The sequence below is a fragment of the Spirochaetia bacterium 38H-sp genome, from assembly GCA_039023545.1.
In the GTDB taxonomy this organism is placed as follows: Bacteria; Spirochaetota; Spirochaetia; order Winmispirales; family Winmispiraceae; genus Rarispira; species Rarispira pelagica.
Genome location: JBCHKQ010000002.1, coordinates 323,409 through 337,104, shown reverse-complemented (window position 1 = coordinate 337,104; position 13,696 = coordinate 323,409). Strand labels below are relative to the sequence as shown.

The following is a 13,696-nucleotide window of genomic DNA, read 5'->3' as shown; positions in this document are numbered from 1 at the left end:
TGTTTTATATTGTTTATATTGCAAGTTTTGCTTTTTGTTCTTCCAGCTCCTGTATCTGCTGGAGTATCTTTTCTCTCTCTTCTCTCTCACAGTGAGGGCAGTATCTTTGCTCTCCCTTGAGATATCCGTGCACCGGACATATGGAAAAGGTGGGGCTAATTGTAAAATACGGAATCCTGTAATTCTCCGCTATTGTCTTTACAAGCTTCTTGGTAAGTTCCCAGTCTTCTATAGACTCCCCTATAAAACCATGTACAACAGTTCCACCTGTATATTGAATCTGAAGCTCTTCCTGATGATCAAGAGCCTCAAAAATATCCGTTGTATAATCAACTGGAAGTTGCGTAGAGTTAGTATAATATGGCTCATCCGTTCCGGATGTTATGATATTTGGATAGTGTTTCTTGTCATGTCGTGCTAGCCTGTAACTTGTACTTTCTGCAGGAGTTGCCTCCAGGTTAAACAGATTGCCAGTATCCTCCTGGTAATCCTGCAGCCTCTTGCGCATATGCTGTAAGACTTCCAGTGCAAAATTCTTACCCTCTTTTGTAGTTATATCCTTACCCATAAAGTTAAGAAGACACTCATTCATCCCCACAAGGCCAATAGTAGAGAAATGATTATCCAGGTGCTTGAGATAGCGCTTGGTATAAGGAAACAAACCAGCCTCAAGAAGCCTTGTTATGACCTTTCTCTTTATGGTAAGAGACTCTGCCGCAAGATCCATAAGATTGTTGAGCCTTCTAAAAAACTCCGTACGAGAATCAGACAAATATCCTATACGTGGAAGATTTATGGTAACAACACCTATAGAACCTGTAAACTCATCTGAGCCAAAAAGACCTCCGCCTCTTTTTCTAAGCTCTCGCTTATCAAGCTGCAATCTGCAACACATTGACCTGACATCACCGGGATTGAGATCTGAGTTGATAAAGTTCTGAAAATACGGTGTACCGTACTTACCCGTCATCTCAAAAAGCATCTTTGCATTATCGCTGTCCCAGTTAAAATCGCGGGTTATATTGTATGTGGGAATAGGGTAGTGAAAACCGCGTCCATTGGCATCACCCTCCAGCATAACCTCCATAAACGCGCGGTTTATCATATCCATCTCTTTCTGACAATCGCCATAAGAAAAATCCTGCTCCTTACCACCCACAATAGCTGGCCTGTCCTTTAAATCCTCAGGGACAACCCAATCCATAGTGATATTGGTAAACGGAGCCTGGCTGCCCCATCTGGAAGGCGTGTTTACACCAAAGACAAAACTTTGGATACACTGTTTTACAGACTTATAATCCAGATTATCGATCTTAACAAAAGGAGCGAGATAAGTATCAAAACTAGAAAAAGCCTGAGCACCGGCCCACTCATTCTGCAGAACACCGAGAAAATTGACCATCTGCTGGACCAGCGTAGAAAGATGCCTTGCAGGAGTAGAAGCTACCTTACCCTCAACACCACCAAGCCCCTCCTGTATAAGCTGTCTTAGCGACCATCCCGCACAATAACCTGAGAACATAGACAAATCATGGATATGAAAATCCGCATTGATATGAGCCTCTGCAACCTCCTTGGGATAAATCTTCTTAAGCCAATAGTTTGCAGTTATAGTACCTGAGTTATGCAGAATAAGCCCACCAAGAGAAAAATTGACATTGGCATTCTCATTGACCCTCCAGTCTGTCTGAGCAAGATACCCATCCATAGTACTCTCAATATCAAGCGTAAGACTCTTGGTATCACGCATAACACCATGCTGAGCCCTATAGATAATATAAGCCCTGGCAATATCCACAAGCCTCTCTTCTATCAGCACAGTCTCCACAAGATCCTGGATCTCCTCCACAGCCGGAGCAGAATTGGGATGCCTGCCCTGCATCATAGTCCTGATCTTATCCTCCACAAGAGAAGTAAGCCTATCTGCAAGCTCCGGATCCTTATCGCCGCGAGTACTCTCAATAGCCTTGCCAATAGCAGACCTGATTCTCGACCTATCGTAAAACTCGAGCTGACCATCGCGCTTGATGACATGACGCACAGGCATAACCCTTGCATCAGAAGAAGCAATGTCCATAGTTCCCCCTTAAACTAATTTTTAATATTCTCAATCTCTTCCAGAAAAGCCCTAAGATCTCTAAAATTCTTGTACACAGAAGCAAATCGGATATAAGCCACATAATCCAGCCTCTTAAGCTCAGAAAGCACAACATCGCCAAGCTCCGAGCTCTTAACCTCTCTGGAAGGATTATTGAGCAGCACCTGCTCCTCGATACGATTAACAATCTCCTCAACCGTATCCATAGAAACAGAAAGCTTCTCGACAGCCCTTAGAATCCCCTTCTCAAGCTTGGACCTGTCAAAAGGCTCGCGCCTCCCGTTTCTCTTAATCACCATAAGAGGCTTCTCCTCCACCCGCTCATAAGAAGTAAAACGATACCCGCAGGAAAGACACTCCCGCCTTCTTCTCACACTCTCCCCGCCGGCAATATTTCTAGTCTCTACAACCTTATCATCCGTAGAACCGCAATGCGGACACTTCATATAAGCCTCTATATATATAGTTTCTATACCTTACGGAAGTAACTTTAGCACTATATATATAGTCTGTCAATGTGTAATTTATATTATAAGAAAAAAAGACCGAACGTCGTACCTGCGCCATAAAAGCAAGAAGACAAAAGCGGCGCAGGCACTCCTGCCTGCGGCATAAGAAAAATACTTGAAATCAAAAAAAAATCATCCTATAATTTTGCAAAAGAGGTAAAAGGAGGTATAATGCGCTTTTCCAGCAAAATCTACCTGGAAGAAGAAAATATAACAATCCCCCCAGATAGCAGGCCGTCAATATTATCTCTCATAAAAGAAGCCATAAAAAACAGCGGAGAAGGCAGTGCAAAATTTTATGACAAATATTATGCAAGAAACACATACAAGCCATTTACCTTCTCATCATATATACCAATAAAAAAAACAGATAAAGGCAGCACACTGGACGGACAATACATAACCCTCACATTTTCTACAAATGACTATGAATTCTTATTGAGAGTATATAACGGACTCAATAACCAAGATATAAAGAAAAAAATCAAACTTTTTGGTAAGACAATAAAAAGCATATCAGGATTCTATCTATATCCAGAAAAAAAAATAAACAAAGATAAAATAACATTTAAAACACTCTCTCCAATACTTGTAAGAGAAGCCAAACAAAATGGCAAATTCCTTCTTCCTGATAACACCTGTATAAAAGCCAATAGAAAAGAATATAAAACATGGGAAAAAATATCAGAAAGAGATTTTATAGAAGCCTTTTGCCATAACCTTGCAGCACAAGCAAAAAGAGAACTAGGAATAGATATAGAAGAAAAAGACATAAAAATAGAGAACCTCAATACAAAAACAATCCCCGTAGTACACGGCTCTGGAAACCCTGACCATCAATATAAACAAGTATACCCCGGGATAAAAGGGATAATAACCATCCAGGCACCTCCAAAACTTCTCCAACTCTTCTACGATAATGGAATAGGAGCCAAGAAAAGCCAAGGCTTTGGTATGCTGGAGGTGGTAGAATGAGATATTGTGTTTATCTAAGAGATTGGTATTACAACTCTGGTATTGTCGGCTTTATAAATGTTTTAGGTGAAAATGAAATAAATATAAACAAAATAAAAAAAGATTTTGATGCAAAACTGGAAATAGGAGAAAATTATATAGAATTTTCAACTGATATATTAAATGACTTTTATGAAAAATATAAAAAACAGGTTTTTGATATTTTTTTTGATATTGATAATTATAAAGAGAGAATAGATAGGCTGATAGAAAAAATTAAAAATTCTAGTGGAAAGATACCTAAAAAATTATTGCAGGAAACAGCTTTAAGCGGAAAAGTAGTTAACAGCTTCATAGAAGAAGTTGTTGGCAAAGACTTAAATAAAATTTTTTCAGGACAAAATGTGTTAAAAGAGATTACTAATGTTAAAAAAGAACTGGATAAATTTAAAAATAATAATGATGTTTATTTTTATTTAAAACAAAAAAATAGTAATTTTATTGACTATTTCCTTAATAATGAAGTAGATAAAAGAATTTGTTCTTATCAAAAAGTTAAAGAATATATCGATAAATTAAATGCAGATAATAGTCCAAAGAATAAAAGCCAGCAGTGTTATATCTGTGGTCATTTAAAAAAATCATATGATTTTAGTAATGCAATTACGCAGGTCTTGGGGTTTAACTCTGATAATTCCAACTGGATATGGGGATTTAAGGGTTCAAAGGTAAAAATATGTCCACTATGTGCCTTAATTTATACCTGTGCTGTACCTGGTATGGTTTTTATCAAAAGAAATATCAAAGGTGAGTACAAAACCTTTTTTTATGCTTTAAACAGAAATACTAATTTAGAAACGCTTTTTAACACTTTTTGGCTTTTTAAAAATAGAATTGAAGAAAAAGAGAACCAGGAGAAACCATTTTATACAATAGTCAATGAGATTACTCTGGAAATTGTAAAAAATAAAGCAGAGGCTTTTTTTGAAAACATAAACTTCATTGAGATGGCCGAAAATAGTTTTGGTGGACAGGGAACAAAAAGTTATAATGTGTATAACTATAATATAACACCCGATTTGGCAGGATTTATTAAAAGTCTTGAAGATGGCCAAGTACCTCGAGGGGGATATATCCTTAATGATATTTATTATGATATAGCAGAAGAAATCTTAAAAAAAACTGTTGATATGACTTTAAACTATTCTGATTTATCAAGGTATTTTGATTACTATATAAGATCACTAGAATTACACTCAAAATATAAAGTTCGTTATTCAATATATACAGTTATGAAATATATATTAAAATACATTTTAAAACTGAAAGGAGGAAATATGGAAGAGCAAGCAAAAATTGTAGGCAAAGCTTTTGGTAATGGACGGGAAGTTGCCCAGAAAATTCAGCAGGAAAATAAAATAAAGGGAATTGCTTATCAGTTATTAAATGACTTAAAAATAGCTGATAGAAATTCATTTATGGATAAATACTTAAGATTATCAATGTCTTATGGATTAGAAATTAAGCTCGGTGGCAACAAAGAACTGACTGATTTAGATAATTTTATGAGTTTTGGTTATGCTTTTGTTAATGGACTTTTGGCTAAGAGTTCAAATTTAAATAAAGAGGAGGAGTAAAATGGCTAATTATTTGACATTAACAGTAATTTTTAATGGATCAAATCTTAACTATGGTGAAAGCACAGCAAATATTACTTCACTTAAAAAATTATCATTTAAAGGAAAAAGTTATTCATACATTTCAAGACAAGCTTTAAGATATGATATTGTAAGAATAATGAACGAAGAATTTGGAATTGCTCTAACACCTGTTGGAAGCGACGGAAAAGTTGTTCAGTTTGAAGCAAATACTACCATCGAAAAATATCCGGAGATTGATTTATTTGGATATATGAAAACTTCAGGAGAAGGTTCAAGAGGAAGGATAAGAAAAGCTATAGTGCGTTTGAGTGATGCAATTAGCCTGGAGCCATGGAATAGTGATATTGATTATGGTAACAATATGGGCTTATCAGCAAGAAGAGAAGGCTTAGATAATATGATATTTCAAACAGAAATACATAAATCCTTTTATACTTATACCATTACCATTGACCTTGATAAAGTTGGAATAGACACCAATGATGATATAACCTTAAATAGCAATGAAAGAAAAAAGCGAGTTTGTTTATTATTAGATGCCATTAAAGTTTTATATAGAGATATTAAGGGAAGAAGAGAGGAATTGTCTCCTGTATTTGTGATTGGTGGAGTTTATAACACCGGTAATCCGTTCTTCTACAATAAGGTTTCATTAGAATTTGGCACGAATTCAACAAAAATTAAAACAGAACCCATAAATGAAATTCTCGAAAGGAATTACAATGACCAAGAGGTTAAAGAAAACACCTATATTGGACATTTAAATGGAACTTTTGATAATCTGGAAGATATTAATCTGGAAAAAAACAAAATTACATCAATAGAGAGTTTTTTTAACGCACTAAAAAATGCATTGGATGAAGTTTACAAATAGAGGAAAGCTTTATGAAAGCTTTAATGCTAAAATTATATCAAACCCTATGTAATTACAGAAAAGAGGGAAGTTTTGGTTATGTGCAGACATATCCATTGCCTACTCCTTCTATGATAAGAGGTATGGTTCATGAGATTATGGAATTTACAGAATATAAGCCTTTAAAAATATCTATACAAGGAAAAAGTGATGCGGTAATTACTAATATTCAAAAAGTGTTTAAATTTGATAGGGATTCTAATAGTAGGCCAGATAATCCTTATAAAATTACTGTAGGAAAAGCTACCAAGACAGCAACTCATGGGATTTTGTTTATTGATCTTCATGTAAATATGCAATTAATTATACATATTTCTTTTAGAGAAGATAATGAAAAAATGTTAAATGAATTATATAAAAAAATCCAGGAAAAAATTGTAGTTTTAGGGAGAAATGAAGATTTTGCATTAGTTGAAGATTTAAAAATTGTAGGATTGAATAATTATTCCGGTAGATCTGCTAATACGCAATTTCCCATGTATGTTATGGAAAATTCACTTATAGAAAAGTGTGGAACCAGATACAGACTCCCATTTTACTATGACACAGTAGAATCCTTTGAAGAAAATAGAGTTTTTCATTTTGTTGAACCCTATTATGTGGGCAAAGATGTTCCTCTTAAAAAAGATAGTATATTACAAGATGAAGAGAATAATATTGTTTGTTTATTGGAGGTTGATTAAAGTAGATGCCAACTTTTTTTGCAAAATCTACTGGTGAAACAATCGATGAACATACAAAAAAACTGTTAATTGCCTTTGATATTCTGTCTAACTATGCAAAACTGACCGATGAGGATAAGTTTATTATTATAAAGCTTATTAGTTATCATGACTTGGGCAAAAAAAATCCGGAATTCCAAAACAGGATGAGAAAAAAGCTTGGATTAAATGAGAGGTTTGACTGGAACAGAGGAAACGTTCCACATGAATGGTTATCCCCTGCATTTATTACTCAGCAGGAAGAAAAAGAAATTAAAAACAAGCTTCAATTAATGGGCTTAGATATAGATAGATTTTTTAATTATTTTATTTTTTGCATATTATCACATCACAACCGAGAAAATCAGATACCTGATAACGGGTTGATATGTAGTGTGGTTGACTGGATGAATAGTAACTTTCAATTGTGCTTGGAATATTACTATGATGTATTTAGACTCCTGAGCACATATAATACATCTGAGAACAGAAATATATGGAATTTGTTTTTCCCTTATAGGGTAAAATGGTTAGGCTCACTGATAAAATCAGATTATTCGGCTTCTGCCGGTATAGATCCGGAAACCCCTTATAGTGGTAGCTATCATGCTCAATTTAATAATTTTCTTAGAAAGAAGGGCTTTAATTTAAGAGATTTTCAAAAGGAAGCAAAAAAATCATCTGAAAAAAGTATAATTTTAGTTGCTTCAACAGGAATGGGCAAAACAGAAGCGGCAATAAATTGGATAAATGGCCAAAAAGCTTTTTATCTTTTGGGAATAAGAACAGCTGTCAATGCAATGTATAACAGATTTAAAAATATATTTGGTGATAATGTTACATTATTACATGGAGAGTCTTCATACTTTTTTGCTCAAGAAGAAAATAATGAATATGACTATGATATAAGGATTGAAAAAGCAAGAAAGCTTTCTTATCCCTTGACAATTGCAACAGCTGATCAAATTATCACAAGTGTTTTTAAATATCCTGGGTTTGAGTTGACTTATTTAACCTGTACATATTCTAAAGTTGTTATGGATGAGATTCAGAGTTTTTCTCCTGCTTCAATTGCAGCAATCGTAGTTTTTTTAAAGGAGATTCATAATTTAGGCGGAAAATTTATGTTAATGACAGCAACCTTACCACCATTTCTTATGGAAGAGCTTAAAGATATAGGTAATATTGAAATATTTAAACCTCAATTGCTCAAAATTAACAGACATAGAATTAAGATAGTGGAAGAAGATATATGCATGGAGGGAACTTTAGAATTAATTAAAAATTTCAAGGACAAAAAAATATTAGTTATATGTAACACAGTTTCAAAAGCTCAAAAAGTTTTTAAAATGCTTAAGGAGACAGGAGGATATGATGCTTCCTTAATACATGCCCGGTTTATAAACAAAGATAGGAAGAAGAAAGAATATGAGATTATAAAGGCAAATTCTCCGTGTATTTGGATTTCTACTCAGGTAGTTGAGGCTTCACTTGATATTGACTTTGATATCCTATTAACGGAGAACGCTTCAATAGAAAGTCTTTTTCAGAGATTTGGTAGGTGTTATAGAAAAAGAGAATATCAAGAAGAATTGCCAAATGTTTATATTTTCTCTTCAACTCCTAGTATGATTTATGATGAATATCTTTTTAATAAAACATGGGATATATTAAAGGAAGATTATAATGAAAAAGTAATAACAGAAAATGACAAACAAGAAATAATAAATAAAATTTTTTATGATATAAAAAACACAAATTATTGGAAGAACTACAAAAAGCAAAAAGATTTGCTTGAAATAGGATATAGAAGTTTATCAAGAATCCAAGCTGAGAGTGATTTTAGAGATATTACTAATAATTATTTGATTATTCCTAATCCAGTCTATGAGAATAATAAAGAAATAATTGATTGTTTACTACAGTTTATTGATGATAGATCAAAGAATAGAATGGAAAGAATAAAAAAACAAGCCGAGTTTATGAACTACACTATGCCTATGCAGATATTTAACAAACAAGTAAAAAATCTTGAAGACATCAACAAGTCTATATTTTGCAGAAAACATAATATTAAAATTATGAAGAATGTAGAATATACCTATGAATTAGGTTTAGTTATTGAGCAATTACAAGCAGAAGAAAATGACAATATTATTTAGATAAAATTTATGCAAAACCCAATCATCACAGGCACACAGGTTGCCTATTATATTGTCTGCCAAAGAAAACTCTGGCTTTTTAGCAAAAACATATCTATGGAACATACAAGCGAGCTTGTGGAAATTGGGAAGTTAATCCATGAGAATTCTTATCAAAGAAAAAGAAAGGAGATAAATCTAGAGGGAATAAAAATAGACCTGCTTGAAGCAAAAAGAGGTTTAATTCACGAGGTAAAAAAATCAAAGTCTTTAGAAGAATCTCATCTCTGGCAGATAAAGTATTATATTTACTATTTTAAAAACATTGGCATTCAAATAGAAGGGATAATTGATTATCCAAAATTAAGAAAGAGGGAAAGAGTAAGCCTTTCATTAGAAGATACCTGCTTTATAGAAAAAACATTGATGGATATTGATAGAATAATCAGAAAACCTGAAGCTCCAACTATAATAAATAAACCCTATTGCAAAAAATGCAGTTATTATGAGTTTTGCTACTGTTGAGGTGTATTGTGAAAGATTATTATATCTTTAAAAGTGGCAGAATAAGCAGAAAAGATAACTCTATTGTTATGGAGACAGAAGACACAAAAATTCCCATACCTGTCAATGATATCGATAATTTATATCTTTTTGGAGAGATTGATCTTAATACCAGGGTCATAAACTTTTTTGCAAAGAACGGAATACTTGTGCATTTTTTTAATTATTATGGTTGGTGGACGGGAAGTTTTTATCCAAGAGAAAATCTTGTATCGGGAGAGATTATTGTAAGGCAGGTAGAACATTATTTGGACATAAAAAAGAGATTAGAAATTGCAAAAGAATTTGTATATTCTGCAATTGATGGATTTATAAAAAATATAAAAAAATATCCCAATATTGATGATAGTAATATAGCGACTATGAATAATTTTTCTGCTCTGGCATTAGAACAGGATACAATTGCTTCTCTTATGGGGATAGAAGGAAACGCAAGGGAGTTGTATTATGCTCTTTTCCCACAGATCATAAAACAAGAAATAGAATTTACAAAACGAGTAAAACATCCTCCCGATAATATGTTAAACGCCATAATATCATTTGTTAACAGCCTTATATATACTGCTGTGATAAAGGAAATATACAGAACCCAATTGAATCCTACAATAAGTTATCTGCATGAGCCATCGTATAGAAGATTTTCTCTTGCTCTTGATGTTGCAGAAATTTTTAAACCTATATATGGAGACAGACTGATATTTGACTTGTTAAACAATAGAGAGTTGACCGATAAACATTTTGATAAAGAGCTCAACTATTGTTATTTAAAAGAGAACGGCAGAAAAATAGTTGTAAAATCTTTTGATGAGAAAATGAATAATACAATAATGCATAAAAAGCTAAAAAGAAAGGTCAGCTATAGCAGAATAATAAGATTGGAATTATATAAAATAATAAAACATCTTTTAAAAGAAGAGCCATATAGAGCCTTTAAAATATGGTGGTAAGAGATGTATATTATCCTTGTGTATGATATATATACAGAAACAAAACAGGGAAGAAGCAGGTTGCCCAAGATAATGAAAAAATGTAGAGAATATCTTCATCATACCCAAAAATCAGTTTTTGAAGGAGAAATTTCAGAGGCAAAATTATTAGCTCTAAAAAAGGATGTAGAGAATATAATAAATAAAAAAGAGGATTATGTAGTTATCTATATAATAGAAAATATAAATAATATTTATAGAGAGAATATAGGGATAGACTTTGATCCTACAGATAATATTTTATAGTAATATAACAATGCACTATCAAAGGATTCGGAAAAAAAACTTTAATTATCCAAAATAAAAAGAATTCAACTCTTTATTTTTTAATAAGATAAGTGTATTATTGCAATGGGTTTTAGCCACCAAATATGGGATTTAAAGTCAATGGTAACAATCCTATCAGCCATAACATTACCGGTTTTAGCCACCAAATATGGGATTTAAAGGGCTTTTTGGTGGTTTGTGCAAACCACCATGGTGGAGTTTTAGCCACCAAATATGGGATTTAAAGTGTTCTATTTTTGTTTCATATTCTATACCAACTCGGGTTTTAGCCACCAAATATGGGATTTAAAGCTGAAAGAAGAGAAAGAAATCAGGCAGAAGCTTGAAGTTTTAGCCACCAAATATGGGATTTAAAGATACCGACGCAAAATAGAAAGCAAGGCAGATTTTAAGTTTTAGCCACCAAATATGGGATTTAAAGACAACGTTATCGCACATCGTTGCACAAAGAAAAGACGTTTTAGCCACCAAATATGGGATTTAAAGTCTTATATAAATACAACTTTTCATTAATGTGTACATTGTTTTAGCCACCAAATATGGGATTTAAAGATCAAAAAGCCATATATCATTTTTAGTATCTGCCGGGTTTTAGCCACCAAATATGGGATTTAAAGGTTTTTGTATATGCTTCAAACATGTTTATCATTATGGTTTTAGCCACCAAATATGGGATTTAAAGGGAAAGCGTAAAACATATTTTACAGTATTTAAATAATAGTTTTAGCCACCAAATATGGGATTTAAAGACTTACATAGAGCAAAGCAGTGGACGGCTTTATTTTGTTTTAGCCACCAAATATGGGATTTAAAGCCAGCTCCTCCATTATTAACAGATACATTACTACCTGTTTTAGCCACCAAATATGGGATTTAAAGCGTACCGTCTTCATTAGCTTTATAGCTTTTTTCCTGGTTTTAGCCACCAAATATGGGATTTAAAGGACGATATACCTACACTTGTGCCGGACAGCATTATGGGTTTTAGCCACCAAATATGGGATTTAAAGACGCAAAGGTGTCATATTATTATTAGCACCTATCAGTTTTAGCCACCAAATATGGGATTTAAAGACGATGAGGGTTGGACTGTTGCCCATGAGCAGGTTTGTTTTAGCCACCAAATATGGGATTTAAAGCTCGCTCATCATCTATAAGCTTTATTATAAAAAAACGGTTTTAGCCACCAAATATGGGATTTAAAGCGTACCGTCTTCATTAGCTTTATAGCTTTTTTCCTGGTTTTAGCCACCAAATATGGGATTTAAAGTCCAGAGAAGGAAGGTCAAAAGATTCAGAAATTTCTGTTTTAGCCACCAAATATGGGATTTAAAGTCCTAAAACTATAAGTATATATGCTAGCATATTTTAGTTTTAGCCACCAAATATGGGATTTAAAGCCTTCTTCCCAGATGGCTGTTAGCCCCTTTTTGGTCTGTTTTAGCCACCAAATATGGGATTTAAAGTTTAAAATTAACGGCAAACATAAAATTGGCGTGTTAGTTTTAGCCACCAAATATGGGATTTAAAGACCATATCTGGTGTTATTTCTATCGTGTGCCATCCGTTTTAGCCACCAAATATGGGATTTAAAGTATCTCGCTTATCCCTCCTGCATTAAGGACAAGATTGTTTTAGCCACCAAATATGGGATTTAAAGATCTTAATAAATTCTAGCTTGGTATCGGCACAAAACGTTTTAGCCACCAAATATGGGATTTAAAGAGTACTTTAGACCTTACAGGAGTACATAAAACAGCAGGTTTTAGCCACCAAATATGGGATTTAAAGTATTATTTTCCAGCATATAACTAGCTCCTGCCAGTGTGTTTTAGCCACCAAATATGGGATTTAAAGTTAGCACAACCTCGTACTCGTCTGGAAGTTCCTCGAGTTTTAGCCACCAAATATGGGATTTAAAGTTGTTTATGTCTTTAAAATAGTTTTTTATTTTCATAGTTTTAGCCACCAAATATGGGATTTAAAGGTCATGCAATGCCTGCTCATGCGCAACCGTCCATCCTGTTTTAGCCACCAAATATGGGATTTAAAGTTCTCACCTGCCGTAATCTCCACAGCAGCAGCAAAGGTTTTAGCCACCAAATATGGGATTTAAAGCAAATGCTTGTTACACAAGAAATTACATCTTGCGCAGTTTTAGCCACCAAATATGGGATTTAAAGGTCACAAGCACAATAGGACTAGCAAGTGCACCGACAAGTTTTAGCCACCAAATATGGGATTTAAAGTTAGGCCTGCTTTTTTTTATTCTTATTTCTTAGAAAGTTTTAGCCACCAAATATGTTAGAGTGAGAAAAATTGTTGTTGTCTGTATTTATCGTTATCATATAACATAGATTGACAGAATAAGGGGAAATAATATGTAATAAAGGTTTTATAAGGTTATCAATGCTGATAAGGGTGCTTTTTTATACTGTTTTTTTTCTATATTATTGTTATAAAATATTGTTATAAAACAAGGTAGGTTGTTATGATGTCTATTGTTATATATGGTACAAATAAGTGTAAGGTTACTCAGAAGGCTATAAGGTTTTTTAAGGAACGAGGGATTAATCCTCAGTTTTTTGATCTTAGGGAGAGGTCTTTGTCAGGGGGGGAGGCTAAGAAGATATATTCTTTTCTGGGTGATGATGTTTTGGATAAGGATAGTTCTGTCTATAAGAAGAGGTTTGCTTATTATGATGCTGAGACAGAGGAACTCATTGTTGAGTATCCTGAGCTTATTAAAACTCCTGTTGTAAAGTGCGGGCAGCGATATTCTTGTGGTTTTGACGAGAGTTCTTGGAAGGTTTTTTGCGAGTCTGTTAAAGTATAGGGTCTTGTAAGTATAGGTTTCTTTGTGTAGAATCAATTTATAAGG

Annotated in this window: 11 protein-coding genes and 1 CRISPR repeat array; of the genes, 9 read left to right on the top strand and 2 right to left on the bottom strand. The window is 33.5% G+C overall.

The window, feature by feature from the left end; translation table 11 throughout:
* Positions 1-13 precede the first annotated feature (13 nt).
* Together WKV44_05440 and nrdR are read right to left on the bottom strand one after the other, a co-directional pair.
* Positions 14-2,077 (bottom strand): ribonucleoside triphosphate reductase, encoded by a 2,064-nt coding sequence (locus WKV44_05440; GenBank protein MEM5947979.1) that lies wholly within the window; start codon positions 2,075-2,077, stop codon positions 14-16.
* A gap of 14 nt (positions 2,078-2,091) precedes the next feature.
* A complete protein-coding gene (gene nrdR, locus WKV44_05435) occupies positions 2,092-2,544 on the bottom strand; it encodes a transcriptional regulator NrdR (protein ID MEM5947978.1) in 453 nt (150 codons plus the stop codon).
* A 234-nt stretch (positions 2,545-2,778) separates the two neighbouring features.
* On the opposite strand from nrdR, the gene cas6 reads away from it, so the two are divergent.
* The 9 genes from cas6 to WKV44_05390 all read left to right on the top strand — a co-directional run bounded on the left by cas6 (position 2,779) and on the right by WKV44_05390 (position 13,651).
* A complete protein-coding gene (cas6, locus tag WKV44_05430; GenBank protein ID MEM5947977.1) occupies positions 2,779-3,582 on the top strand; it encodes a CRISPR-associated endoribonuclease Cas6 in 804 nt (267 codons plus the stop codon).
* A complete protein-coding gene (gene cas8a1, locus WKV44_05425) occupies positions 3,579-5,198 on the top strand; it encodes a type I-B CRISPR-associated protein Cas8b1/Cst1 (GenBank protein ID MEM5947976.1) in 1,620 nt (539 codons plus the stop codon). Before cas6 ends, cas8a1 begins: the two co-directional genes overlap by 4 nt.
* Before the next feature lies 1 nt (position 5,199).
* Positions 5,200-6,096 (top strand): type I-B CRISPR-associated protein Cas7/Cst2/DevR, encoded by an 897-nt coding sequence (gene cas7i / locus WKV44_05420; GenBank protein MEM5947975.1) that lies wholly within the window; start codon positions 5,200-5,202, stop codon positions 6,094-6,096.
* Between the two features lie 11 nt (positions 6,097-6,107).
* Positions 6,108-6,818, top strand: coding sequence for a CRISPR-associated protein Cas5 (cas5, locus tag WKV44_05415; GenBank protein ID MEM5947974.1), 711 nt, complete (start codon positions 6,108-6,110; stop codon positions 6,816-6,818).
* Between the two features lie 5 nt (positions 6,819-6,823).
* Positions 6,824-8,998, top strand: coding sequence for a CRISPR-associated helicase Cas3' (gene cas3 / locus WKV44_05410; protein ID MEM5947973.1), 2,175 nt, complete (start codon positions 6,824-6,826; stop codon positions 8,996-8,998).
* A gap of 9 nt (positions 8,999-9,007) precedes the next feature.
* Complete coding sequence (cas4, locus tag WKV44_05405) at positions 9,008-9,502, top strand: CRISPR-associated protein Cas4 (protein ID MEM5947972.1); 495 nt, start codon at positions 9,008-9,010, stop codon at positions 9,500-9,502.
* An 8-nt stretch (positions 9,503-9,510) separates the two neighbouring features.
* The gene (cas1b, locus tag WKV44_05400; protein MEM5947971.1) at positions 9,511-10,488 is read left to right on the top strand and encodes a type I-B CRISPR-associated endonuclease Cas1b; all 978 of its coding nucleotides are present in this window, start codon (positions 9,511-9,513) and stop codon (positions 10,486-10,488) included.
* A gap of 3 nt (positions 10,489-10,491) precedes the next feature.
* On the top strand, positions 10,492-10,773 hold the full coding sequence (gene cas2 / locus WKV44_05395) for a CRISPR-associated endonuclease Cas2 (GenBank protein ID MEM5947970.1): 282 nt from the start codon (positions 10,492-10,494) through the stop codon (positions 10,771-10,773).
* 109 nt (positions 10,774-10,882) lie between these two features.
* Positions 10,883-13,129: a CRISPR direct-repeat array (repeat unit 29 nt; unit sequence GTTTTAGCCACCAAATATGGGATTTAAAG).
* Between the two features lie 177 nt (positions 13,130-13,306).
* On the top strand, positions 13,307-13,651 hold the full coding sequence (locus tag WKV44_05390) for an ArsC/Spx/MgsR family protein (protein ID MEM5947969.1): 345 nt from the start codon (positions 13,307-13,309) through the stop codon (positions 13,649-13,651).
* Positions 13,652-13,696 lie beyond the last annotated feature (45 nt).